Genomic DNA, 24,549 nt, shown 5'->3' with positions numbered 1-24,549 from the left:
TCGAGCTTGCTCGACTGCGGTAGCGATCAGTCGAGCAAGCTCGACTCTACGATGTGGCGCCTTACCCGGCGTACGCCACCCAGCCCTTGAAGCTGAAGCCGGCATAGAACAGCTCCACGCCGTCGAAGCCGGCCTGTTCCAGCAACGCCACCTCCTGCTCGGGTGACTGCAGCGGCAGCCGCTCGATCATGACCTCGATCGTGCGCTGGGCATCGGCGTGGTTCACCCCGGACGCCTCGGCGAAGGCCAGGTAGCGCTGCAGCCAGCGGCGCTTGCCTGCTTCATCGGCGGGCACGCTGTGGTGGGCTACCACCAGCGGCGCACCCGGACGCAGGCGCCGGTGCAGCTCGCGCAGCGTGTGCAGCCGCTGCGCGGCATCGAGGAAGTGCAGCGTCAGCAGGCAACTGGCGCCATCAAAACGCACGTCGGGTGCATCGTCGATATAGCCTTCCAGCAGCTCGACCTGCGCCATCAGCGGCCCCAGCGTCTGCTCGGCAAGCGCCAGCATCGGTGCGGCCGGGTCCACGCCCAGCAGCTGCCAGCCCGGATGGGCTTCAGCAAAGGTCTTCAGCTCCAGGCCGCCCCCGGCGCCCAGCACCAGCACGCGTCCCTCGCGGGGCACATGTTCGGCCAGCAGCAGCTGGCTCATCTGCTGCAGGGCGAGGAAGCCCGGCACCTGCCGCAGCGGACCCTCCGCGTAGCGGGCGACGGCCTGCGGATCATTGAAGGTCGACATGGGGCGTTCCTGCGGCAGGGGGGACATTCCACTGTAGCGCGCTCGTCAAGCGCTGCTTCAGCGCAGCGCCCGCGCCAGTACCTGCCAGATGCGCGGGTCCTGGCATTGCGAGACATTGAAGCGCACATAGTCGGCCACGCGCTGCGACTGGCTGAAGGCATTGCCCGGTGCCAGCACCACGCCTTCGCGCAGGCACTGCCGGGCCAGCGCGGCGGCATCGCGGCCATCGGGCAGCTGGCACCACAAGAACAACCCGGCTTCGGGCAGCAGCCAGGGCGTGATGCCCAGGCGCTGCACCTGCCGCAGGGTGTGCTTGCGGGCATCGGCCAGGCGCGCACGGATGGCCTGCATGTGCCGGCGGTAGCCGCTGTCGGTCAGCGCAACCTGCATCAGGTGTGCAGCCAGGTGGCCGCCGCCGAAGCTGGTGGCCAGCTTCAGGTCGACCAGCGCGTCGATCCAGTCCGCACGCGCCGCGATGTAGCCACAGCGCGAAGCGGCCGACACGGTCTTGGAGAAGCTGCCGACGTGGATCACCCGTGACAGCCCGTCCAGCGCGGCCAGGCGCGGGGCGGGGCGCAGCTCGAAGTCGGCGAAGATGTCGTCCTCGACGATGGTCAGCCCGCTGCGCTCGGCCAGGCCCAGCAGCCGGTGCGCGGTGGCCGCCGACAGCACCGCGCCGGTCGGGTTGTGCAGGCCGGAATTGGTGATGTACAGCCGCGGCGCGTGTGCCTGCAGGGCCGCCGCGAAGGCTTCCAGATCCGGGCCGCTGTGCGTGTAGGGCACGCCGATGGCCTGCACCTGGTGCGCCTTCAGCAGCGCGTGGTAGTTGAAGTAGCTGGGGTCGTCGACCAGCACGCTGTCGCCCGGCTTCAGCAGCAGCCGGCAGACCAGATCCACCGCGTGCGTGCCCGATTCGGCCAGCAGCACCTGGTCCAGCGGCACTTCGATACCGAGGCCGGCCGCACGCCGCTGCAGCGACTGGCGCAGCGCCGGCAGGCCGAGCGGGCTGGCGTAGTCGGTGAGTGCGGAAGGCTCGGCGCGCGCCATGCGCCGCAGGCCGCGGCGCAGGCCGTCCTGGTACAACCACTCGCTGGGCATCCAGCCGCAGCCGGGCTTGAGGTGTTCGGCGGGGGTTTCCAGCGACTGCCGCGAGACCCACAGCGGATCCACCGCGCGGTCCAGGCGCGGCTCGATGGCCGCCAGGGCCAGCGGCGGCAGCGGCCCGGCCACGTAGAAACCGGAGCCGGCACGCGCGGCGATCACGCCTTCGGCAGCGAGCCGCTCGTAGGCCTCGACCACCGTGGATACCGAAACCCCCATGGCCGCTGCCTGTGCACGTACCGAAGGCAGGCGCGCGCCGGGGCCATCCTGGCGGGCAGCGATGCGCGTGCGCACCGCATGGATGACGCTGTCGATACGGCTGGGCGATCGGGACATGGTGGCGACTGTGTGGGAAGTGTGACCAGTACAGTTACTTGCGACTGTACTGGATTGTAGCTGGGTGGCAGGGCGCGGCAATGGCCCAATGGCGGCCCGGGCCACGCGTGGCCCTTCGCAAACGGATGTCAGCGTGGAACGGTCGGCAAGCGGGTGGATCAACGGCTTCATCGGTGTGGTGATCTTTGCCGGCTCGCTGCCCGCTACGCGGCTGGCGGTGCTGGAGCTGGATGCCGGCTTCGTGACCGCCGCGCGCGCCAGCATCGCCGCACTGCTCGGCCTCGCCCTGCTGCTGGCCCTGCGCCAGCCCCGGCCGGTGCGCGCGGACCTGCCCGGCCTGGCCATGGTCAGCCTGGGCGTGGTGGTGGGTTTTCCGCTGTTGACCGCGCTGGCCCTGCGCCAGGCGTCGTCCGCGCACACCATCGTCTTCGTCGGCCTGTTGCCACTCAGTACCGCGCTGTTCGGCGTGTTGCGCGGCGGTGAGCGGCCACGACCGGCGTTCTGGCTGTTCTCGCTGCTGGGCAGCGCCTGCGTGGTCGGGTACGCGGCACGCAACGGCATCGAAGCGTCGCTGCAGGCCGACCTGCTGATGCTGGCGGCGATCGTGGTGTGCGGCCTGGGCTACGCCGAGGGCGGGCGCCTGGCGCGGCACCTCGGCGGTTGGCAGGTCATCAGCTGGGCGCTGCTGCTGGCCCTGCCGGTGATGCTGCCGCTGACGGTGATGATGCGCCCGCCGTCGATGGCGGCCATCGGTGCACCGGCGTGGTGGGCACTGGGCTACGTGGCGGTATTCAGCATGCTGGTCGGCTTCCTGTTCTGGTACCGCGGCCTGGCCCAGGGCGGCATTGCCGCCGTCGGCCAGCTGCAGTTGCTGCAGCCATTCTTCGGCCTGGCGCTGGCGGCGCTGCTGCTGCATGAAACGGTCAGCGCCGGCATGCTGCTGGTGACCCTGGCCGCCGTGGCCTGCGTGGCTGGGGCACGCCGCTTCAGTCGCTGAAGGCAGCGCGGGCCCCGTGGCACGCTGTGTGCCGGGCTGCGATGTCGCCTGGCACCTGCCATGGGCGATAATGCGGTCTCTGCCTGAGCATGGATCGCGATGTAGATGACGGCCTCCGGATCGCCCGCTGACGATGGCGCCACCACGCTGCTGCGGCGCTGGAGCACGGGCAACGATCTGTCCGCGCGCGACCGCCTGCTGCAGATGCTGTACGCGCAGCTGCGCGGCATGGCGGCAGTCCGGCTGAGTGGCGATGCGCCCGGCCTGCTGCAGCCCACCATGCTGGTGAACGAGGCGCTGATGCGCATGCTCGACCCCGGCACGGCCTACAACGATCGCGTGCACTTCCTGGCCCTGGCCGCATTGAAGATGCGCAGCGTGATGGTCGACCACGCACGTGCGATGGGCGCGGCCAAGCGGGGCGGCGACCAGCTGCATCTCACCCTGGACCACGCCGACCGCGAAGGCGTGGAAGACCAGGACGCCGTGGACGTGCTGGCGCTGGATGCGGCGCTGCTGGCGTTGGCCGATGTGGATGCGCGCGCCAGTTCCACGGTCGAGTGGATGTACTTCGGCGGCATGCGCCGCGAGGAAATCGCCGCGGCACAGGGCGTGTCGGTGCCGACCGTCGATCGCGACCTGCGCTTCGCCAAGGCCTGGCTCAAGCGCCACCTGGGTGGCACGCCTGCGGGGGATGCCGGCGCATGAGCAGCGCGGTGGACTGGGGCGCGGTGCGCGCGCTGTTCGATTCGGTCTGCGAACTGCCTGAGCCGCAGTGGGAGCGCGAGCTGCATGCATTGACCGGCGACGCAACGCTGGTGCACGAGGCGCTGGCCCTGCTGCGTGCACAGACCCAGGCGCTGGGCGGCATGCAGCGTTCGATCGATACGGTGCTCGCTTCGCTGGATGCAGGCGATACCCAGGTGGGGCAGCTGATCGGACCGTGGCGGCTGGTGCGCCTGCTCGCGGCCGGCGGCATGGGCCGGGTGTTCCTGGCCGAGCGCGCCGACCAGCTGTACCGCCGCCAGGTGGCGATCAAGGTGATGCGGCGCAGCTTCGATCCGGCACTGGCGCAGCGCCTGCAGGCCGAAAGCCAGATCCTGGCCGATCTGCAGCATCCCAACATTGCCCGCCTGTATGACGTCGGCCGTGCGGCCGCCGACCAGCCCTACCTGGTGATGGAATTCATCGACGGGCAGCGCCTGGACGAAGCCTGCCGCGCGCCGGACATCACCCTGGCACGGGTGCTGGGCCTGTTCTGCAAGGTCTGCCGCGCAGTGCAGGCCGCCCATGCGCAGGGCGTGATCCACTGCGACATCAAGCCGGCCAACGTGCTGGTGCGCAGCGATGACGAACCGGTGCTGCTGGATTTCGGCATCTCGCGGCTGATGGATGACGGCAGCAGCGAGGCCGGTGCGTACGCCACGCCGCGCTATACCAGCCCGGAGCGGCGCTCGGGGCGCCCGGCGGCGGTGGCCGATGACATCTACAGCCTCGGGGTGATGCTCGACGAGCTGCTGGCGCTGGGTGGGCCGGCGGTGCGCCTGCACGCTGACCTGATGGCCGTGGCCGCCCGTGCACGCGCGCCGGTTGCCGCCGATCGTTACGCATCGGTGGATGCGCTGGCCGAGGACGTGGTCCGGTTCCAGCAGCATCGTCCGGTGCGCGCGCGGCGGCCCAGCCGCGTGCAGCGCGCGCGCCTGTTCCTGCGCCGGCAGTGGCGCGCCTCGGCGCTGGCGGCCTGTGCGCTGCTGGTGGCGGTGGGTTTCGTGCAGCGCATCGGCGATGCGCGGGCACGCGCGGAAGAAAACGCCGCGGCCGCGTCCAGCATCGCCGACGTGCTGGTGGCGGCCTTCGATTCGGCCGAGCCGGGTATCCGCGGCGACCGCCCGATGACCGCGCGGGAGGTGCTCGATCTCGGTGCGCTGCGGATCGAGCAGGATCTGTCCGCCTCGCCGCTGGTGCGCGCCCGCCTGCAGGCCGCGCTCGGCCGTGCCTACCGCAACCTGGGGCAGCCGCGCGAAGCCGGCGCGCTGCTGCAGGGCGCCGTGCAGGGTCTGCGCGAGGCCGGTGCACCGGCGCACGAGATTGCTGCGGTGGAAGCCGCACGGGCGCTGCTGCAGGTGGAGGACGGCCAGCAGGATGCCGCCCTGCAAGGGGCGCGCCGCGGGCTGGCGTTGCTGGAACAGGATGACGACGTCGGCGTGCGCATCGACCTGCTCAATGCGATGGGGCGTGCCCACGCCAGCCGCGAGCACTTCGACGAGGCCAACGCGGCCTATGCCGAAGCACTGGCCCTGGCCCGCGGTGGCACGGGCGCGGCGTTCGATGCGGGCCGGATGACCACGCTGTCCAACCTGGGCACGCTGTACCGGTCGCAGGGCAGGTTGCCGCTGTCCGAGGAGACGCTGCGCGAAGCGGCGGCCATCGGAGGCGATGCCTCGCCCCTGCACGGGCCGGCCCGCCTGCGCGTGCTGCGCTCGCTGGTCTACACGCTGCTGGCGCAGGGGCGTGCCGACGAAGCGATGCGGCTGGCCGAGCAGACCTTCGCCATCACCCGCCAGTTGTTCGGCATCGACAGCAGCTATACGGCCTCGGCCGAAGCCGCGCTGGCAGGCCAGTATCTCGATCTTGGCCGCTATGGCGAATCGCAGCAGCACTTCGATGCGGCCATCGCCACCAGCGCGCGGGTGGATGGGGCCGAAAGCCTGGCGTACGCCGGCATGGTGTACGGCCGGGCGATCATGGAAGAGGCGCGCGGCGACCTCGCGCTGGCCGAGCAGGGCTACCGGCAGACGCTGGCCCTGCACCAGCGGCTGCTGGGCACGCAGCACCCGCGCAGCCTGGACGTGCAGATGGTGCTGGCGCGCCTGCTGATGCGTGCGGACCGTACCGCCGAAGCCGAGCCGCTGCTGCGCGAAGTGGGCGTGGTGTGGCGGCGTACCCTGGCGGCCGATTCCCAGCAGCTGGTGACGCTGGAACTGGTGGAGCTGGAGTGGCTGACCCGTGCCGGCCGCTTCGCCCAGGCGCGGGAAGCGCTGGCCGCATTCGATCGGCAGCATCCTGCGCCGGTGCCGAGCCTGGCGCTGCGCCAGCAGATGCAGTCCGCGCTGTTGGCACAGCGGAGTGGTGCCGGTGATGCCGCTGCGCGCTGGGCGACCGTCGTGGCCACCTTCGAGCGCTTCTACGGTGCCGACTCCACCGCCACGGCGAAGTGGCGCATTCCGTACGCGGAAAGCCTGCTGCAGTCCGGCAACGCGGCATCGGCCGTGGCCCAGCTGCAGCGCGCCCGCCCGCAGCTGGTCGGGCTGTCGCCGCATTCGGAGTTCCTGCTGCGCGCGGCGGCCCTGGACGCGCAGCTGGCCGACACACAGGTTGCCCGGGCGCGATAGGTTCCGCGCGGTTTCTCCGGTTGTTCCATGACAGGCATCCGCACTGCATGGACAACAGGGGAAACGCAAAATGCGCAATGATCGACTGGCCCAGCGCCCGGAGAAAACCAACCGCGGGCTGCTGCACCGCTTTGCCAAGGCCTACGGCAAGGCGCGCGAGTGGCACTGCTCGCGCCTGCGCGCATCGGTGGTTGGGCTGCGGTTTGCGGTTTGGGGGGACAGCGGGCGCTTCACCTCGCATGGTGGCTGGCGCGTGTCGCGCATCAGCCGCAGCGATTCGGAAGCCTGAGCCCGTGGTTGATACGCAACGGCTATCGTGCGCGTGGACAATCGGTATTGGCCGCAGCGCGGGCGCATCGCCCATGCTGCGGCGGATGAAACCTTCCCTCGTATCCTTTGAAGGCCAGGTCGGCCTGGTGACCGGCGCGGCCGGCGGTCTTGGCCTGGCGTACAGCCGCCTGCTGGCACAGCGCGGCGCGCATGTGGTGATGCATGACGTGGGTGCCGGCCTCGACGGCCGCGGCAGCGATCCCGGCCGCATCGGCGACGCCGTGGCCGCCCTGCAGGCACAGGGCCTGTCGGTGGAGGCGGCCTCGGGCGCGATCAATGCGCGCGTGTGCTGCCACGCGCTGGTGCGCGAACTGCTGCAGCGGCATGGCCGCATCGATTTCATCGTGCACAACGCCGGCTGGGTCGCGTATGAACTGCTTGAGGCGGTGGATGACGATGCGCTGGAGCAGATGCTGCGGCTGGCCGCCAAGACGCCACTGTGGCTGGCCCAGGCCGCCTGGCCGGCGATGCGCGACGCCGGCGGCGGCCGCATCGTGGTGACCACCTCCGACCGCGCGCTGTACCCGCAATACGCGCAGAAAGGCCTGGCGGGCTACGCGATGGCGAAGATGGCCGCGCTGGGGCTGGTCAACGTGCTGGCACTGGAGGGCGCCGAGCACGGCATCGTGGTCAACGCCGTTTCGCCGGTGGCAAAGACGCGCATGTGGGGCATCGACGGCGAGCCCGACGAGCTGCACCCCGATGCGGTGGCCAGTGGCGTGGCCTTCCTGGCATCGACGCGGTGCTACGAAGGGGGCTGGGTGCTGCGTGCCAGCAACGGCCAGTTCCATGCCCTGCGCCTGCAGGAAGCCGAACATGTAGGCTACCCGCGCGACCTGCGCGCGGTGGCGGCCGACAGCATCGAAGCGGTGGCCCTGCAGTGGCCGGTGATCGCACGGCCGAGTGTCGACGCACGCGGCTGAGCGCGTACCCTAGGCAGCCCCCCGCTGCCCGTGCCGAGATGATCGATCTGCGCCTGCTCCGCCAGTTCGTGGCGGTGGCCGAAGAACTGCATTTCCATCGCGCCGCCGCGCGCCTGCACATGTCGCAGCCACCGCTGACGGCGGCGATGCGGCGGCTGGAGGATGACGTGGGCACGCGCCTGATCGTGCGCGGCAACCGCACGCTGGGGCTGACCGCCGCCGGGCAGACCCTGCTGGTGGAAGCCCGTGCCACGCTGCAGCAGGCCGGGCAGGCGCTGCAGCGTACCCGTGAAGCGGCGGCCGGGCAGATCGGCAGCCTGCGCGTGGGGTACGTCGGCAGCGCCCTGTACGGTCGCCTGCCGGGCCTGATCCGGCAGTTCCGCCAGGCGTATCCGCAGGTGCAGCTGCACCTGCATGAGGCCACCTCGCGGCAACAGCAGCAGTGGCTGCGCGAAGAGCGCATCGACCTGGGCGTGCTGATCCCACCCATTCCGTCCACCGAGCTGGCGCTGCAGGGGTTCGACCAGGATCGCCTGGCCATTGCCCTGCCGCGCACGCACGCCCTGGCGGCGTGCCCGGCGCTTACCGTGGCGATGCTGGCCGAGCAGCCGTTCGTGTCCTGGCCGGCGGGCGAGGGCATTGGCTTCCACGCCCAGGTGCTGGGCCTGTGCACCACGGCCGGCTTCACCCCGCGCGTGGTGCAGGAGGCGCAGGGCATGCACGCGGTGCTGTCGCTGGTGGCGGTGGATGCGGGCGTGGCGATCGTGCCGGCCAGCATGGCCAGCTTCCGTCCGCAGGAAGTGGTGTACCGCGTGATCGATGGCGCCGAGGCGGGCTTCGAGCTGCAGTTCTGCACGCGGCCGGGCGTGGCTGGGCCGGTGCTTCAGCACTTCCTGGCACTGGCCGCCCAGCAGGATCTGTCGTGATCGACATTGCGGCGTGTCTCTGCCGCGCCGGTGGTGCCTGAAATGCCGTTCGCAGCGCGTTGCGACGCCGATGCGCGGGCACTGCAGGACAAGGGTTTCAGCGCGCTGCGTTGGCGATCCGCATATTCCTGAGGGGTGGCTGCGGGTAACCCCTACAGCCAGCGTCGGCACGCGCCGTCAGCATCCCTTCGCCGGCCTTCGTGGCTGGCTGGGATTGGCGTCCCAAAAAACTCTGGCGCGTGTCCGGAAGCTGTCCAGGGAGGACGGCTTCCGGACGGCGCGGCCCGCTGGTCCGTGGCGGGTGATGCGTGGGGATCATCCCGATCCGCCGGTCCGCTCCAGAGTCTTCCGGTACGCCAACCCGCATCGCCCGCCGCCCATCCACGCCGCAGCGTGGGTGTGAGCGCTGCAGCTCTGTGCAGGCGGAGCGCACCTCATCTGGGGAGTGGCGGCGGGCGGTGCATTCTTCGCAGGCCTGGACTACGGCAGCAGCTCACGCGCCATGCGGAAGATATCGGTGACCGCGTACAGGCCGCTGTGCCGGGCAAGGTGGGCGTTGTCCGGCCCCTGCGCGATGCCGCTGGCCAGCAGGCGGAACTGGTGGGCGGGGTCGGGCTGGTACTGCAGCCCATACAGCGCATGCCGGTCCACGTACGCCCGGCCGTCGTTCAGCCGTTCGCCACGGGCGACGACGCCCTGCAGGTGTTCCCATGCCAGTGGCGTGTCCTGCACGATGTCGTAGAACTCCACGATGGGCGCACCCTGGCTGACCTCCCGTACATGGAAGGCATGGTGGCGGTCGCCCACCTGCATGCCGACCACGTCACCGGCGCGCCACGCGGTGTGCGCTTTCGCCTGCGAGGGGCGGCGTGCCGGCATCAACGCGGGGCTGCGCAGCAGGGTTTCGATGTCCGCACTGCGGCGATGGAAGGTGTCATTCAATGCTACGGCGTCATTCAAGGCGGCGATCGCCGCAACCGCTGCGTCGGTGAGTTCCGCATCGGCAAATCCCTGGCGATGCAGGCACACCGCCAGCGCCAACGCGGTCTTGTGGACATACAACGGCGCGACCTCGGCCGGGTCGGCGTGCAGGATGCAGTTCCAGCGCAGCAGTACGTTCCCCATCACCTCTGCACCGATCTGCGCAGGTTCGCGCCCGGCCGCCTCAGGGGGGAGTCGCGCCCAGTGCGCGCAGCGCTTGACGTCGCCGTCGATGGCCTCTACCAGCCCGGCGGCGGCAAGCAGTTTCAGTACGTCCAGGTGTTTGATTGCCATGTGCGCAACTGCTTCCGATACGGCTGCCCAGTCTATCGAGCACGGAACAGGTGTTCGACCAGGTAATCGATGAACACCCGCAGCCGCGCGCTGGGCAGCTGCTGCTGGGGCGCAGCGAGGCGTTGCACGAAACCAGTGCGGAACGCGCGTGAGTCGCCCGGCATGTCATCGTCGTGTCGTCAGGGACTCACGCGGTCCATGCCGCCGCAGGGCTAGATTCGATCATCCCCGTCCCCCACGGAGATCCGCCATGTGGCTGCTTGATCATCTCTGGCCCAGCCGCCGTCCGCTGCCGCCGCCGATGGCGGTCGACCCGCCGCCGCCGCCGCGCAGGCCCTGGCTGAAACGCCCCGTACGGGCAGGGCGCAGCGGCATGGCACCGTGGCAGAAGGTCACCCCGGCCATGCGCCGCACGCGCCACTAGGCGGTCTGGTCGGCCGGGTGGTTGACCCCGTCGTTGACCGGGATGATGCCCAGCGCGAAGGGATCGATGCCTTCCAGGCAGGCCACGTTGTAGCCGTACTGGTCCGGGTTGGAGCGGCGCCGGTGATGGGTGTAGATGCCGCAGACACCGCAGAAGTAATGCTCGGCCACGTGGGTGTTGAACTGGTACAGGCGCAGGTGGTCCTGGCCGCGCACCACCTGCAGCCCCTCGCGGGTGACGCTGGCGGCGATGGCGCCACGGCGCCGGCACATCGAGCAGTCGCAGCGGCGCGGGTCGACGATGCCGTCGGGCAGGTCCAGCAGCAGCTCGACCGCGCCGCAATGGCAGGTGGCGCGGTGCCGGGGCTGTACCGCAACACCGGCTACAGAGGTGATTCCCATCGCTGTTCCCGAAGGTGGTGACCGCGCCAGTATGCGCTGTCCCGGCGGCCGGCGCCCGTTGCTGAATGGGCCGGTGATGCCAGCGTCAGCTCGCTTGTGGCTAACTATGCCGCCCCCCCGAACGCGACAGGATGCCCGTGAGAGCCGCAGGACGTTGGATGACAGGATGTGCCATGGCGCTGCTGGCGCTGTGGATGGCCGGCTTGTTTGCCTACCAGCTGCCCGGGCCGGGCTGGCTGTCGGCGGGCGTGGCCGGGCTGTGGCTGCTGGCGGCGCTGTGGACCAGCTGGACAGTGGCGCGCGGTGTACAGGCCCGCCGCTGGATCGGCTTCTACGTTGCCTCGGTGGTGCTGGCCGGCCTGTGGTGGCTGCTGCTGACCCCGCGCCAGGACCGCGACTGGGCCGACGACGTGGCGCAGCGCCTGCACGTGGCGTCCTTCGATGGCCGCCACGTGGTGCTGGACAATGTGCGCGACTTCACCTGGCGCAGCGAGACCGACTACGACGCGCGCTGGGTGCGCCGCGAGTACGACCTGGACCAGCTGCGCTCGGCCGATCTGGCGCTGTCCTACTGGATGGGCCCGGCCATCGCCCATACGCTGGTCTCGTTCGGTTTCGACGATGGCCGCCACCTGGTGTTCTCGCTGGAGATCCGCAAGGAGCGCGGCGAATCGTTCTCGGCGCTGGGAGGCTTCTTCCGCCGCTTCGAGATGACCCTGGTGGCCTCGGAAGAGACCGACATCCTGCGCACGCGCACCAATGCGCGGGGCGAGGATGTCTACCTGTACCGCCTGCACGGCCTGGACCGCGGCCAGCTGAAGGCGCTGTTCGCCGCCTACCTCGATGAGGCCAGGCAGCTGGATGCCGCGCCGGCCTTCTACAACACGGCCACCAGCAACTGCACCACGATCGTCTTCGACCTGGCCCGGCACATCGCACCGGGCCTGCCGCTGGACTACCGCCTGCTGCTGTCCGGCTACCTGGCCGAGTACGCACAGGATGTCGGTGCACTGGCGCCAGGCGTGCCGTATGCCGAACTGCAGGCCAAGGGCCGCATCACCGAACGCGCGCTGCAGATGGCGCCGGGCGACAACTTCTCCGCCGTGATCCGTCGCGGCATTCCCGGCACCGGGCAGGATCCGCAGCCATGACCTTCGTTTTCCCGATCCGCTGGCAGCGCGTGCTGCCGGCGCTGCTGGCGGCGTGCGTCCTGCTGGCAAGCAGCGGCTGTGCCATGGTCACGGTCAAGCAGGTGGCCTCCAGCGATTCGCTGGTGAACAAGCGCGCCGACGTGCTCAATACCGGCAAGCTCAGCCCGGCCTCGCGCGAAACGCTCAGCGCTGCCGGCCTGGATGAATCGCAGTGCGAGAAGGACTTCCTGGTCTGCCGCAGCACGCTGCTGATGACCGACGACCTCAATGTCGAGCAGCGGCTGTCGACGCTGTCCGAACTGTGGGTCAAGGCCGCACTGGCGCTGACCCCGAAGAAGCATGCCGCCGGCGAGCCGCCGATGAGCGATGCCGCGCTCGACGCGTGGCTGGAGGCGGCGCGTTACGGCTACGCCTACCTGTTCTTCAGCGGTCGCTCGCCCTCCGACCGCGCGTTCGAAGACCGGCAGACGCAGGTACGCGACTACTACAACTACGCGGCGGAAAAGGCCGCGGTGGTGCTGTTCGCGCGGGCGCGTGCGGCAGCGCTGGCCGGCGAGGATTACACCCGGCCGATGTCTGCCGGCAGCTGGACGTTGGCCGCCAACTACCAGCAGCTGGCGCTGAAAAGCATCCCGTCGCAGCTGGTGCCGGCCGGTACGGTCAGCTTCGTCGGCCTGCGCAGCACCTACCGCCGCGATGGCTTCGGTGCCGAGCTGGTGATGGTGATGGACCCGCCGAAGCTGGTGGTGCCGGTGGTGGCAGCCGATGGCCCCAAGGCCGAACCCGCGGTGGACGACGATGACGCGGCACGCGGCCGCCGCCATCGGCATGACGACGGCGTGCCCGAGTTCAGCGAGATGTCCTCGATCAACGTCACCGCGCTGCTGCGCTTCGAAGGTGACAGCCTGGACGATGTGATGCGCACGCGGCGGGTCGAACTGGATGCCTATTCGCCGGAAGCCACCGAACGCATCACCCTGCATGGCGAGCAGGTGCCGCTGGCCGGCAACTTCACCGCGGCCTACGGCCTGTGGCTGGCGCAGAGCGGGTTCGCTACGCAGTCGCTGCGCACGCTGTTCGGCCTGAGTGAAGGCATCGGCGAACCGCATATCTACCTGATGCAGCCGTGGGACCCGAACCGTCGCATCATCTTCATGCTGCACGGCCTGGCCAGCAGCCCGGAGGCCTGGGTGAACCTGGCCAACGAGATCATGGGCGACCCCGAGCTGCGCCGGCAGTTCCAGGTGTGGCAGGTCTATTACCCCACCAACGCGCCCATCGCCTTGAACCGCTACGAGATCGCCACTGCCTTCAACGATACGTTGAAGCACTTCGATCCCAACGGCAGCACGCGTGCGTCGAAGGACATGGTCTACATCGGCCACAGCATGGGCGGCGTGCTGGCGCGGCTGCTGGTGAGCGATTCGGGTGATGTGCTGTGGAACGACCTGCTGGCCAACTACGACCTGAAAGGGGAGCGCCTGAAACGCGTGCAGAGCAAGCTGGGGCCGCTGCTGCACTTCAAGGCACAGCCGGAGGTGGAGCGCGCGATCTTCATCGCCGCCCCGCACCAGGGCACCGATATCGCCGGCAACAAGGTCGGCCGCCTGATCGGGCGGCTGGTGCGCCTGCCGCTGACCATCCTGGGCAAGTTCGAGGATGTGTTCCTGGCGCTGGCGCAGGCCGAGCAGCAGGTCGATGGCACCGCCAAGCCGAAGATCCCCAACAGCATCGACAACCTCAAGGCCAGCGACCCGTTCGTGAAGGCGGCCGCGCAGCTGCCGATCAAACCGGGCCTGAAGTACCACTCGATCATCGCCCAGCGCAAACCGGAACTGCCGCTGGAGAAATCCGACGATGGCCTGGTGCCGTACTGGAGCGCGCACCTGCCGGGCGCGCAGTCGGAGAAGGTGATCATCTCCGGCCACAGCGTGCAGGAAAGCCCGCAGGCGGTGCTGGAAGTGCGGCGCATCCTGCACCGTGACATCGACGAGGTGGGTACTGCTACCCCGCCGTGACACGCTGGGGTCGGAGCCGTTTTCTGCGAAAACGGATCCGACCCCAGGCAACCATCACACGCGCCGCGCCACCACGGTGGCCAGCACGGCCAGGCCCACGGTGATGGCCAGGCACAGCACATAGCCGGTATGCGGCGCGGTTTCCACGAACAACGCGAACAGCGCACCGGACAGCGCCAGCGCGGTTGCCACGCACAACGCTTCGCTCAGCTGCAGGGCCGAACTGTTGCGGCCCTGTTCCTGCGGCGCGGACAGCGACAGGGTAAGCACCGACAGGCTGGCGTAGATCATGCCCATGCCGAAGCCGGTGACGGTCCAGCCGGCCAGCGCGACCGGCAGCGGCACCGCGTTGAACAGCACCGCCAGGGTGGCGGTGATGCCGAGGGTCATCAGCACCGTGCCTACGCGCAGCAGCTGCTGCCGTGACCAGCCGCGCTGCTGGTGGCCCTGCAGCCAGGAGCCGCTGAACCAGCCCAGCGCACCCAGGCTGAGCACCGCGCCGGCCCAGCTCGGCGACAGGCCACGTTCGCGCTGCAGCAGCAGCGGCAGGTAGGCTTCGCAGGCGAAGAACGCGGCGGCCGCCACGCCACGCAGTGCAATCACGCTGGGCAGCCCGCGGCGCAGGCGCAGCGTGCCCGGTGGCAGCAGGCGGTGCCCGCACAGCAGCAGGCCGGCCACGGCCACGGCCATGCAGGCCAGCGCCGGCATGCCCTGCTGCTGCCCACCGAAGTACAGCAGCAGCGCCGCCAGCGATGCACCGGCGGCCCAGCGCACGACATCGCCGCCATCGTCCCCGTCGCGGGTTTCGACGGGTGCCTGCCGCGCCAGCGCCGGGCGCAGCATCAGCGCCGCCGGTATCGCCAGCAGGGGCACGACCAGGAACACCCAGCGCCACCCCAGATGCTGCACGATCATGCCGCTGAGCGCCGGTCCCACCATGGACGGCACGACCCAGCCGGCCGAGAACGCGGCGAATACCTTCGGCCGCAGCGCCTCGGGGTAGTTGCGTCCGACCATCACGTACAGCGCCACCGAAATCGCGCCGCTGCCCAGGCCCTGCAGCAGCCGCCCGGCCACCAGCGTGCCCATGCGCGTGGCCAGGCCGGCCAGCAACAGGCCCAGCACGAAGCAGGTCAGCCCCCACCACAGCGGTCGCGCCGGGCCGCTGCGGTCGGTCCAGCGCCCGGCCACGGTCATGCCCACCACGCTGGTGGCCAGGGTGCCGCCGAAGGCCAGTGCGTACAGGCGCAGGCCATCCAGTGCCTCGGCCACGGTGGGCATCGCCGCGGCTACGGCCAGCGCTTCGAAGGCGAGCAGGGCGACCAGCACGACCATGCCGATGGTGGTGCCGCGGTGGGCGGGCGAGAGGATGGAGCCGGGCGCGGCGGTGGCCGTCGCCGGAGCGGTGGTGGGGGTGTTCATGCGGAGACGGGTACTCGGGCCGCGCTTGTCATCCGGCGGCGAAGGACGCAGCATGACACCTGAACCATGGTTGAGGTCAAGCGATGCAGGAACAGGAACTGAGCGTGGGTGACGTGGCCCGCCGCAGCGGTGTCGCGGTATCGGCGCTGCACTTCTACGAGCGCAAGGGCCTGATCAGCAGCCTGCGCACGGCGGGCAACCAGCGCCGCTATGCGCGCGACGTGCTGCGTCGGCTGGCGGTGATCCGCGTGGCGCAGCGGGTCGGCATGCCGCTGGAAGCGGTGGCACGCGCGTTCGAGACCCTGCCGCAGGGCCGCGCACCAACCAAGGCCGACTGGGCGCGGCTGTCCGCGCGCTGGCAGCAGGAACTGGAAGAACGCATCCACATGCTGCAGCTGCTGCGCGATGAACTGACCGGCTGCATCGGCTGCGGCTGCCTGTCGCTGAAGCGCTGCCGCCTGGCCAACCCCGACGACGTGCTTGGCGAGCGCGGCGACGGCCCCATGCGTTGGGGCTGAGCCGCGCCCGGTAGCGCCGGGCCATGCCCGGCGTCGGTTGCAGCAGTTACCAGACGGTGAGGGTTTCGCCGCTCTGGATGCCTTCCACCGCGCGCTGGAAGGCCAGTGCCGCGCGCTGCGCTGGCACGGCTTCAAAGCCGGGGAAATAAGGGCCGTAGGAATCCAGCGATTCGGCCAGCACGTTCGGGCTGACCGCGTTGATGCGCAGGCCGCGCGGCAGCAGTTCCAGCGCTGCGGCGCGCACGAAACCTTCCAGCGCCTGGTTGACCGCCGTGGCATTGACGCCGTCGCGGATCGGCTGCGCGCTGATGATGCCGGTGGTGAGGGTGATCGAACCGCCCGGATTGAGGTGATGCTGCGCCGCCAGCGCCAGCCGCACCTGGCCGAGCAGCTTGTCCTGCAGGCCACTGTTGAACTGCGCGGCGGTCATCGTCTGCAGCGGGCCGAAATGCACGTTGCCGGTGGTGGAGATCACCGCATCGACCGGGCCGGTCTGTGCAAACAGCGCCGAGACGCTGGCATCGTCGGCCAGGTCCACGCGCAGCGCACCGCTGCGGCGGCCGGCGGCGAGGATTTCGTGGTGCTGGCCAAGGTGGCGGGCGACCGCCTGGCCGAGGGTGCCGCTGGCACCGACAAGCAGGATCTTCATGGTGGCGTCCTCAAGGGGAAGGGCTCCAGTCTGCGCCGCCGGTTGCGGGTTTGGTAAGCGGCGTATGATTCGCATATTCCTAACCCGGGGTTAGCAATGGATACTTTGCGCTGCATGCAGGCCTTCTTGGCCGTGGCCGAGCAGGGCAGCTTCGCGGCCGCCGCCGTGCAGCTGCAGGTGTCGGCGGTGATGGTCGGCAAGTACATCCAGCAGCTGGAAGCACACCTGGGCACCGCACTGCTGCAGCGGAACACCCGCCACCAGCGCCTGACCGACGCGGGCACGGCTTACCTGGCCGGCTGCCGGCAGGTACTGGAGCAGGTGCAGCAGGCTGAGGCTGACGTCGCCGGGTTGCAACGGCAGCCGCAGGGCCTGCTGCGCATCAGCGCGCCGACCACCTGGGGCAGCTGCGTACTGGCGCCGTTGTTGTCGGGGCTGTTGCGCGCGCAGCCGCTGCTCAACATCGAGCTGGACCTGAGCAACCGCCGCGTGGACCTGATCGAGGATGGCTTCGATGCGGCGATCCGGGTCGGGCCGCTGCCGTCGCAGGAACTGGTGGCGCGCCCGCTGCCGCCGTATGCGATGAGCCTGTGTGCATCACCGGCCTACCTGCGCCGGCACGGCACGCCGCGCACGCCGGCCGACCTGGCCGGACATGACTGCCTGAGCCACCTGGCGTGGCGTGGCGGCCATGGCTGGCAGCTGGCCAATGGCGAACAGGTGGACTGGGATGCGCGGCTGTCCAGCAACGATGGCTATGCACTGCGCGAAGCGGCGGTGGCCGGGGCCGGCCTGATCCTGCAGCCGACCGCGCTGCTGGCCGCGGACATCGCAGCCGGGCGCCTGAAGCCGCTGTTGCGCGATTACGTGCCGGCGCCGCGACCGATGCACCTGATCTATCTGCCGGACCGACGCCCGCGTCCGCGGCTGCAGTGTTTCGTGGAGTACGTGCTGCAGCACGTTGGGTAGATCGATGCCATGCGTCGATGCCGGCGTGTCGGTGCACCGGGAAGGCTCCATCCACGCACGGCGTGGATCTACTGGCCGGTGGACCGAGGCCACATTGGCGCGTTGACGATGCGGTGCGGTGGGGGGGGGCCCCGGGGGGGGGGGGGAAAAAAAAAAGGGGGGGGGGGGCCCCCGGGGGGGCGCCACGACATCACAGATCGCGGTCAGTCATTCGCCGCCGACAACTCCCGCCCGCGCTGCTGCGCCGCGCGCAGGGCCTTGGCCACCAGGGCCTCGAAACCATCGGCCTGGAAACTCTCGATGGCGGCCTGGGTGGTGCCGTTGGGCGAGGTCACCCGGCGCCGCAGTTCGGCCGGGCTTTCACCGGCTTCGTCCAGCATGCGCGAGGCGCCCAGCAGGGTCTGCACCGTCAGCGCGCGGGCCGCATCAGCCGGCAGGCCCTGCGCAATGCCGGCCGCTTCCATCGCTTCGGCCAGCAGGAACACATAGGCCGGGCCGCTACCGGACACGGCCGTGACCGAATCCATCAGCGCTTCGTCCTCGATCCACACCGTGCGCCCGGCGCTGGCCAGCACGCGTTCGGCCTGCGCATGCTGCTGCACATCCACGGCAGGCGTGGCGTACAGGCCGGTCACCCCGGCGCCCAGCAGGGCAGGGGTGTTGGGCATCGCGCGCACCACCGGCAGCGCACCGCCCAGCCAGCGTTGCAGCTGCGCGCTGGTGATGCCCGCAGCGATGGACACCACCAGCGGCGCCTGCGCCTGGGCCAGCGCCTGCAGCGATTGGCAGACCTCGCGCAGCACCTGCGGCTTCACCGCCAGCAGCCAGGTCTGGCCCTGGGCGGCGGCATCGGCGGCGTTGTCGTGGGTCTGCACGCCGAAATCGGCGGCCAGGGCCTCGCGCAGCACGGCCACCGGCTCGGCCACGTGGATCTGCGCCGGCGGCACGCCCTGGCGGACCAGCCCGGCAATGAGGCTGCGGGCCATGTTGCCGCCGCCGATGAAGGTGATCGATTCAACTGTCATGCGGGATTCCTTGGTTCAGGCCGGGCGCGGACGCGCACCGAACAGGGCGGTGCCGATGCGCACCAGGGTGGCACCTTCGGCAATGGCCTCGGCGTAATCGCTGCTCATGCCCATCGACAGGGTGTCCACCTGCGGATGGCGCGCGGCCAGCGTCTGGAAAAGGGCATGCATGCGCACGAAGGCATCGCGGCGGCGCTCGGCCTCCGGCCACGGTGCCGGAATGGCCATCAGCCCGCGCAGGCACAGCGCAGGCTCGGCGCTGATGGCCGCGGCCAGTGCGTCCACGTCCTGCGGTGCGCAGCCGTGCTTGCTGCCTTCATCGTCGATGTTGACCTGGATGAGCACGTTCAGCGGCCCGCGGCCAGCCGGGCGGTACCGGGCCAGGGCGCTTACCAGCTTGGGCCGGTCCACGCTCTGCACCCAGTCGAAATGGCTGGCCACGGCTTCGGCCTTGTTCGACTGCAGGTGGCCGATCAGGTGCCATTCCAGCCCCAGCGCCTGCAGCGCCTGCATCTTGGCCAGGGCTTCCTGCACGTAGTTCTCGCCGAAGGCGCGCTGGCCCTGCGCAGCCAGGGCCGCCACGGCCTCGGCCGGCTGGGTCTTGGAAACCGCCAGCAGGCGCGGCGGTGGCCGCCCGGCGGCCTCGGCGGCGTTGTGCAGATTGCTCAGGATCTCGGGCAGGGCAGTGGCCACGTAACGCGTTCCAGTGTGACAGGAGGCTATACTGCCGCCAGGGGAAAGATCCTTCCAGTCGAAGCCGTTATTGGGGAGTAGCCGCTCATGGATATCGCCGAGCTGTTGGCGTTTTCCGTAAAGAACAAAGCGTCCGACCTGCACCTGTCTGCAGGCCTGCCGCCGATGATCCGCGTGGACGGCGATGTTCGCCGGATCAACATCCCGGCCCTGGACCACAAGCAGGTCCATGCGCTGGTGTACGACATCATGTCCGACAAGCAGCGGCGCGATTACGAGGAATTCCTCGAAGTCGACTTCTCCTTCGAGATCCCGTCGCTGGCGCGCTTCCGTGTCAACGCCTTCAACCAGAACCGCGGCGCCGGTGCGGTGTTCCGTACCATTCCCTCCGAGGTGCTGACCCTGGAGGACCTGGCCTGCCCGCCGCTGTTCCGCGAGGTGATCCAGCAGCCGCAGGGCCTGATCCTGGTGACCGGCCCGACCGGTTCGGGCAAGTCGACCACGCTGGCAGCGATGATCGACTACATCAACAAGAACGAATACGGCCACATCCTCACCGTCGAGGATCCGATTGAATTCGTGCACACCTCGCAGAAGTGCCTGATCAACCAGCGCGAAGTGCACCGCGATACGCACGGCTTCAACGAAGCACTGCGCTCGGCGCTGCGTGAGGATCCGGACATCATCCTGGTGGGCGAACTGCGTGACCTGGAAACCATCCGCCTGGCGCTGACCGCCGCGGAAACCGGCCACCTGGTGTTCGGCACCCTGCATACCAGTTCGGCGGCCAAGACCATCGACCGCATCATCGACGTGTTCCCCGCCGGCGAAAAGCCGATGGTGCGCTCGATGCTGTCCGAATCGCTGCGCGCGGTCATTTCGCAGGCGCTGCTGAAGAAGGTGGGCGGCGGCCGTACGGCGGCGTGGGAAATCATGGTCGGCACCCCGGCCATCCGCAACCTGATCCGCGAGGACAAGGTCGCGCAGATGTACTCGGCCATCCAGACCGGCCAGCAGTACGGAATGATGACCCTGGACCAGCATCTGCAGGACCTGGTCAAGCGCAGCCTGATCACCCGCAACCAGGCGCGCGAGTACGCCAAGGACAAGCGTCTGTTCGAGTAAGGCGAGGCAACGGTGGGGCGGTGCGCATCCATGCCGCCGTCCCGCGATGTCCTGTCCACCGACCGATCTCTGGCACATGCCCATTGGGAGCCCGCCATGAACAGCACCGCCAGTACCGCCAGCACCATCGATTTCACCTCATTCCTCAAGCTGATGGCGCACCAGCGCGCCTCGGACCTGTTCATCACCGCGGGCATGCCGCCGGCGATCAAGGTCAACGGCAAGATCTCGCCCATCACGCAGACGCCGCTGACCCCGCAGCAGAGCCGCGACCTGGTCCTCAACGTGATGACCCCGGCGCAGCGCGAGGAATTCGAGAAGACCCACGAGTGCAACTTCGCCATCGGCCTGGCCGGTGTCGGCCGTTTCCGCGTGAGCTGCTTCTACCAGCGCAACCAGGTGGGCATGGTGCTGCGTCGCATCGAGACGCGCATCCCGACCGTGGAAGAACTGAGCCTGCCGCCGATCATCAAGACGCTGGCGATGACCAAGCGCGGCATCATCCTCTTCGTCGGTGCCACCGGTACCGGCAAGTCGACCTCGCTGGCAGCGATGATCGGTTACCGCAACCAGAACTCGACCGGCCACATCATCACCATCGAAGACCCGATCGAGTTCGTGCACAAGCACGAGGGCTGCATCATCACCCAGCGCGAAGTCGGCATCGATACCGACAGCTGGGAAGCGGCGCTGAAGAACACCCTGCGCCAGGCACCGGACGTGATCATGATCGGCGAGGTGCGTACCCGCGAGGGCATGGACCACGCCATCGCCTTCGCTGAAACCGGCCACCTGGTGCTGTGCACGCTGCACGCCAACAACGCCAACCAGGCGATGGACCGCATCATCAACTTCTTCCCGGAAGACCGCCGCAACCAGCTGCTGATGGATCTGTCGCTGAACCTCAAGGGCGTGGTCGCGCAGCAGCTGATTCCTTCGCCCGATGGGCGCTCGCGCAAGGTGGCGATGGAAATCCTGCTGGGCACGCCGCTGGTGCAGGATTACATCCGCGAAGGCGAGATCCACAAGCTCAAGGAGCTGATGAAGGAGTCCGTGCAGCTGGGCATGAAGACCTTCGACCAGAGCCTGTTCGAGCTGTACCAGGCCGGCGAGATCAGCTACGAGGACGCGCTGCGTTACGCCGATTCGCAGAACGAAGTGCGCCTGCGCATCAAGCTCAGCCAGGGCGGCGATGCCCGCACCCTGTCGCAGGGTTTGGATGGCGTGGAGATTTCCGAGGTCCGTTGACCGCTGGGCGCCTGCGGGCGCCCTCTGCTTCGGGATGACCGCCATGAACCGGCCAGGGAGGCCTGCATGCGTGTGACGACGAGCGTGGTGCTGGCAATCGTGGTGCTGCAGGCCGGGTGTGCCCGCACGTCCGGGCCCGCCGCGCCAGCCGCGGCCGAAAGCTGCGGCGATCCGCTGGCGCACGCCTGGTACCTGCTGCCTCCGCCTGCACAGGCGCAAAGCCGCGAGCCGCTGCCGTTCCATGATTTCACCGGGTTTGCGAGGGCGACCTACGCTGTCCATCTGCGGGATCTGCCGGGCCTGCCTGAGCCGTCCTTCCGCTGTGGCCACGTTCCGGTCCAGGCCTATCGTTTCGTCTGGTCGCCCTCCTTCTTCCCGGGCGTGGTGATACGCGCGCAGCGCAACGCCGCCGGCCAGGCATGGATTGTCGGCCGCAGTGCGCGCGCGTGGGAGATTCCCGGATCCTCGCCCGGGCAGCCCTCCAGCATCATCAACGGTTGGACGTGCCCTCCGCCACGCGCGTTGAGTGCGCAGGAATGGAAGACCGTCACCGCCGCGTTCGCGCGCCTGCAGGGCGAAGATTCGAGCGCAGGGCTGGATGGCTCAACGTGGACGTTCGAGTCCGTGGTGGACGGTGAGCAGCGCTGGTTCGCGCGGTGGGTGCCGCAGGATGTGGCGTTCCGCACCGCCGGCAGGATGATGGCCGAACTGGCCGGATGTGCCGACGCCCTGCAGGCCATGGAGTGACCGGCACGGCGGTGGATTGATGAAATCCAGTCATGACCGACTGCCATCCAGGTCGTTCAATCCAGCGGGGGGAGGGGCGTATCGTCGTCGCTCCCCCTCTGGAGCATGACGATGCAGACACGTGAACTCGGCCGCAGCGGCCTGAAGGTTTCCGCCCTTGGCCTGGGCTGCATGGGCCTGAGCCACAGCTATGGCCCCCCGGTCGAGCAGCGCCAGGGCATCGCCCTGCTGCACGCCGCGGTCGAACGCGGCGTGACGTTCTTCGATACCGCCGAGGTCTATGGCCCGTACACCAATGAAGCACTGGTCGGCGAGGCGCTGGTGCCGTACCGCGACAAGCTGGTGATCGCCACCAAGTTCGGCTTCAAGGACGCCCGCACCGATACCGGCCTGGACAGCCGCCCGGAAAACATCCGCGCAGTGGCCGAGGCCAGCCTCAAGCGCCTGCGCACCGACCACATCGACCTGTTCTACCAGCACCGCGTGGACCCGAACGTGCCGATCGAGGATGTGGCCGGCACCGTGCGTGACCTGATCGCCGAAGGCAAGGTCGGCCACTTCGGCCTGTCCGAGGCCAGTGCCGCGACGGTGCGCCGCGCGCATGCGGTGCAGCCGGTGGCCGCAGTGCAGAGCGAGTACTCGCTGTGGTGGCGCGAGCCGGAACGCGAACTGCTGCCCACCCTGCAGGAACTGGGCATCGGCTTCGTGCCGTTCAGCCCGCTCGGCCGCGGTTTCCTCACCGGCACCATCACCGCCGATACCACCTTCAGCGACAACGATTTCCGCAACAGCGTGCCGCGCTTCGAAGTGGAGGCCCGACGCGCCAACCAGGCGCTGGTGGATCGCATCGGCACGATTGCCGCGGCCCGTGGCGCCACCCCGGCGCAGGTGGCACTGGCCTGGCTGCTGGCGCAGGCACCGTGGATCGTGCCTATTCCGGGCACCACCAAGGTGCACCGCCTGGAGGAAAACCTGGCCGCGACCGAGCTGGTGCTGTCGGCCGACGAACTGCAGCGCATTGCCCAGGTGCTGGAAGAGGTATCGATTGTCGGCGAGCGCTACAACGCGCAGCGTGCCGCACAGGCCAAGGGCTGATCTGCCCTTTGTGGGTGCGGACCGTTGGTGGTGGGTGCGGACCGTTGGTCCGCACTCCTTGACCCTCACCCCATCGGCCCACGCAGTGCATCCAGCACCGTGCGCATCGCCACGCTGACATGGCGGCGCGAGGGGTAATACGCGTAGTAGCCATCAAACGTCGGGCACCAGTCATCCAGCACCGACTGCAACCGCCCCTGTTCCAGCAGTGCCAGCACCTGGTCCTCGGGCAGCCAGGCCAGGCCGCTGCCGGCCAGCGCGGCTTCGCGGGTCATGCCCATGGTGTTGAAGGTCCACTGGCCGCTGACGCGCACGCTGAGCTCATTGCCATCCTGGCCGAAATCCCACGGCATCAGCCCGCCGTGGGTGGGCAGGCGCAGGGTGATGCAGTTGTGCGCTGCCAGCTCCTGCGGATGGCGGGGCATGGCGTGCTGGCGGAAGTAGCTGGGCGCGCCGACCACGCGCATGCGCAGCGGCGGGCTGATCGGCACCGCCACCATGTCCAGGGCCAGGCGTTCACCGAGGCGGATACCGATGTCGTAGCGCTCGGCAACGATGTCGGCCAGCGCGTAATCGGCGGTCAGTTCGACATTCAGGTCGGGGTACTGCTGCAGCAGCGGCGCCAGCCGTGGCCAGGCCAGGTACTCGGCGGCGTGGCCGGTGGCGTTGATGCGGATGGTGCCGGCGGGGCGTTCGCGGTACTCGGCCAGCGCGGCCAGTTCGTTCTCGATCTCGGCCAGGCGCGGGGCGAGGGTATCGAGCAGGCGCGCGCCGGCTTCGGTGGTGGAGACGCTGCGGGTGGTACGGGTCAGCAGGCGCACGCCGAGGCGCTCCTCCAGGCCGCGCATGGCATGGCTGAGGGCCGACTGCGAGACGCCGAGCTGGGCGGCGGCCTTGGTGAAGCTGCCCTGGCGGGCAACGTGGACGAAGGCCTGCAGGTCGTTGAGGTTTTCGCGGGGCATGGGAGGATGATACGGCCGGGCTGCGCCCGGCACCTGCGGTAGTGCCGGCCGCTGGCCGGCAACCTGCAAATCAACGCCAAAAGCGG

25 protein-coding genes are annotated in these 24,549 nt (G+C 69.4%); 15 read left to right on the top strand and 10 right to left on the bottom strand.

The window, feature by feature from the left end; translation table 11 throughout:
* Positions 1–61: 61 nt before the first annotated feature.
* Positions 62–736: a class I SAM-dependent methyltransferase gene (locus IAE41_RS12175; protein ID WP_200733290.1), complete on the bottom strand. Its 675-nt coding sequence runs from the start codon at positions 734–736 to the stop codon at positions 62–64.
* A 57-nt stretch (positions 737–793) separates the two neighbouring features.
* Positions 794–2,173, bottom strand: coding sequence for a PLP-dependent aminotransferase family protein (locus tag IAE41_RS12170; RefSeq protein ID WP_200733289.1), 1,380 nt, complete (start codon positions 2,171–2,173; stop codon positions 794–796).
* A gap of 133 nt (positions 2,174–2,306) precedes the next feature.
* On the opposite strand from IAE41_RS12170, the gene IAE41_RS12165 reads away from it, so the two are divergent.
* The 6 genes from IAE41_RS12165 to IAE41_RS12140 all read left to right on the top strand — a co-directional run bounded on the left by IAE41_RS12165 (position 2,307) and on the right by IAE41_RS12140 (position 8,741).
* Positions 2,307–3,170, top strand: a complete 864-nt coding sequence (locus tag IAE41_RS12165) for a DMT family transporter (protein ID WP_200733288.1) — start codon at positions 2,307–2,309, stop codon at positions 3,168–3,170.
* Between the two features lie 105 nt (positions 3,171–3,275).
* Complete coding sequence (locus IAE41_RS12160) at positions 3,276–3,878, top strand: ECF-type sigma factor (RefSeq protein ID WP_200733287.1); 603 nt, start codon at positions 3,276–3,278, stop codon at positions 3,876–3,878.
* Positions 3,875–6,562, top strand: a complete 2,688-nt coding sequence (locus tag IAE41_RS12155) for a protein kinase (protein ID WP_200733286.1) — start codon at positions 3,875–3,877, stop codon at positions 6,560–6,562. Before IAE41_RS12160 ends, IAE41_RS12155 begins: the two co-directional genes overlap by 4 nt.
* Before the next feature lie 70 nt (positions 6,563–6,632).
* Positions 6,633–6,851: a hypothetical protein gene (locus tag IAE41_RS12150; RefSeq protein WP_079220866.1), complete on the top strand. Its 219-nt coding sequence runs from the start codon at positions 6,633–6,635 to the stop codon at positions 6,849–6,851.
* 85 nt (positions 6,852–6,936) lie between these two features.
* The gene (locus IAE41_RS12145) at positions 6,937–7,815 is read left to right on the top strand and encodes an SDR family NAD(P)-dependent oxidoreductase (RefSeq protein ID WP_200733285.1); all 879 of its coding nucleotides are present in this window, start codon (positions 6,937–6,939) and stop codon (positions 7,813–7,815) included.
* Positions 7,816–7,853: 38 nt separating this feature from the next.
* On the top strand, positions 7,854–8,741 hold the full coding sequence (locus tag IAE41_RS12140; RefSeq protein WP_200733284.1) for a LysR family transcriptional regulator: 888 nt from the start codon (positions 7,854–7,856) through the stop codon (positions 8,739–8,741).
* 480 nt (positions 8,742–9,221) lie between these two features.
* Here IAE41_RS12140 and IAE41_RS12135 read toward each other — a convergent pair whose 3' ends face one another.
* Both IAE41_RS12135 and IAE41_RS22660 read right to left on the bottom strand, forming a co-directional pair.
* Positions 9,222–10,016 carry a hypothetical protein gene (locus tag IAE41_RS12135; protein ID WP_200733283.1) on the bottom strand — a complete coding sequence of 265 codons (795 nt, stop codon included), beginning with the start codon at positions 10,014–10,016 and terminating at the stop codon, positions 9,222–9,224.
* Between the two features lie 32 nt (positions 10,017–10,048).
* Positions 10,049–10,180: a hypothetical protein gene (locus IAE41_RS22660; RefSeq protein ID WP_265349646.1), complete on the bottom strand. Its 132-nt coding sequence runs from the start codon at positions 10,178–10,180 to the stop codon at positions 10,049–10,051.
* A gap of 86 nt (positions 10,181–10,266) precedes the next feature.
* On the opposite strand from IAE41_RS22660, the gene IAE41_RS12130 reads away from it, so the two are divergent.
* Positions 10,267–10,440, top strand: coding sequence for a hypothetical protein (locus IAE41_RS12130; protein WP_159095296.1), 174 nt, complete (start codon positions 10,267–10,269; stop codon positions 10,438–10,440).
* On the opposite strand, the gene IAE41_RS12125 is transcribed toward IAE41_RS12130, so the two are convergent.
* Positions 10,437–10,841 carry a GFA family protein gene (locus tag IAE41_RS12125; protein ID WP_079220870.1) on the bottom strand — a complete coding sequence of 135 codons (405 nt, stop codon included), beginning with the start codon at positions 10,839–10,841 and terminating at the stop codon, positions 10,437–10,439. The genes IAE41_RS12130 and IAE41_RS12125 overlap by 4 nt on opposite strands.
* Before the next feature lie 173 nt (positions 10,842–11,014).
* Between IAE41_RS12125 and IAE41_RS12120 the strand changes: the two genes are divergently transcribed.
* Entirely contained in the window at positions 11,015–11,992 is a 978-nt protein-coding gene (locus IAE41_RS12120; RefSeq protein ID WP_200733300.1) for a DUF4105 domain-containing protein, read from the top strand.
* Positions 11,989–14,010 (top strand): alpha/beta hydrolase, encoded by a 2,022-nt coding sequence (locus IAE41_RS12115; RefSeq protein WP_200733282.1) that lies wholly within the window; start codon positions 11,989–11,991, stop codon positions 14,008–14,010. The genes IAE41_RS12120 and IAE41_RS12115 overlap by 4 nt, the downstream gene beginning before the upstream one ends.
* Positions 14,011–14,064: 54 nt before the next feature.
* On the opposite strand, the gene IAE41_RS12110 is transcribed toward IAE41_RS12115, so the two are convergent.
* Entirely contained in the window at positions 14,065–15,486 is a 1,422-nt protein-coding gene (locus IAE41_RS12110; protein WP_200733281.1) for an MFS transporter, read from the bottom strand.
* 29 nt (positions 15,487–15,515) lie between these two features.
* Here IAE41_RS12110 and soxR point away from each other — a divergent pair, with 29 nt between their 5' ends.
* Positions 15,516–15,950 carry a redox-sensitive transcriptional activator SoxR gene (soxR, locus tag IAE41_RS12105; protein WP_079220874.1) on the top strand — a complete coding sequence of 145 codons (435 nt, stop codon included), beginning with the start codon at positions 15,516–15,518 and terminating at the stop codon, positions 15,948–15,950.
* Positions 15,951–15,996: 46 nt separating this feature from the next.
* Here soxR and IAE41_RS12100 read toward each other — a convergent pair whose 3' ends face one another.
* Positions 15,997–16,599, bottom strand: a complete 603-nt coding sequence (locus IAE41_RS12100) for a short chain dehydrogenase (RefSeq protein WP_079220875.1) — start codon at positions 16,597–16,599, stop codon at positions 15,997–15,999.
* A gap of 96 nt (positions 16,600–16,695) precedes the next feature.
* On the opposite strand from IAE41_RS12100, the gene IAE41_RS12095 reads away from it, so the two are divergent.
* Positions 16,696–17,568, top strand: coding sequence for a LysR family transcriptional regulator (locus IAE41_RS12095; RefSeq protein ID WP_200733280.1), 873 nt, complete (start codon positions 16,696–16,698; stop codon positions 17,566–17,568).
* 203 nt (positions 17,569–17,771) lie between these two features.
* On the opposite strand, the gene proC is transcribed toward IAE41_RS12095, so the two are convergent.
* Entirely contained in the window at positions 17,772–18,593 is an 822-nt protein-coding gene (proC, locus tag IAE41_RS12090) for a pyrroline-5-carboxylate reductase (RefSeq protein ID WP_200733279.1), read from the bottom strand.
* A gap of 15 nt (positions 18,594–18,608) precedes the next feature.
* Positions 18,609–19,286: a YggS family pyridoxal phosphate-dependent enzyme gene (locus IAE41_RS12085; RefSeq protein ID WP_079220878.1), complete on the bottom strand. Its 678-nt coding sequence runs from the start codon at positions 19,284–19,286 to the stop codon at positions 18,609–18,611.
* 87 nt (positions 19,287–19,373) lie between these two features.
* On the opposite strand from IAE41_RS12085, the gene IAE41_RS12080 reads away from it, so the two are divergent.
* From IAE41_RS12080 to IAE41_RS12065, 4 genes are all read left to right on the top strand, one after another.
* Positions 19,374–20,411, top strand: coding sequence for a type IV pilus twitching motility protein PilT (locus IAE41_RS12080; RefSeq protein ID WP_004147099.1), 1,038 nt, complete (start codon positions 19,374–19,376; stop codon positions 20,409–20,411).
* A gap of 96 nt (positions 20,412–20,507) precedes the next feature.
* Positions 20,508–21,659 carry a PilT/PilU family type 4a pilus ATPase gene (locus IAE41_RS12075; protein WP_079220879.1) on the top strand — a complete coding sequence of 384 codons (1,152 nt, stop codon included), beginning with the start codon at positions 20,508–20,510 and terminating at the stop codon, positions 21,657–21,659.
* Between the two features lie 66 nt (positions 21,660–21,725).
* Entirely contained in the window at positions 21,726–22,406 is a 681-nt protein-coding gene (locus IAE41_RS12070; protein WP_200733278.1) for a hypothetical protein, read from the top strand.
* Between the two features lie 111 nt (positions 22,407–22,517).
* Positions 22,518–23,501 carry an aldo/keto reductase gene (locus IAE41_RS12065; protein WP_200733277.1) on the top strand — a complete coding sequence of 328 codons (984 nt, stop codon included), beginning with the start codon at positions 22,518–22,520 and terminating at the stop codon, positions 23,499–23,501.
* Positions 23,502–23,566: 65 nt separating this feature from the next.
* Here the strand turns inward: IAE41_RS12065 and IAE41_RS12060 are convergent, their stop codons facing one another.
* The gene (locus tag IAE41_RS12060; RefSeq protein WP_079220882.1) at positions 23,567–24,463 is read right to left on the bottom strand and encodes a LysR family transcriptional regulator; all 897 of its coding nucleotides are present in this window, start codon (positions 24,461–24,463) and stop codon (positions 23,567–23,569) included.
* Positions 24,464–24,549 lie beyond the last annotated feature (86 nt).

The organism is Stenotrophomonas sp. S39, from assembly GCF_016624665.1.
In the GTDB taxonomy this organism is placed as follows: domain Bacteria; phylum Pseudomonadota; class Gammaproteobacteria; order Xanthomonadales; family Xanthomonadaceae; genus Stenotrophomonas.
This window is presented reverse-complemented; position numbering and strand designations above follow the sequence as displayed.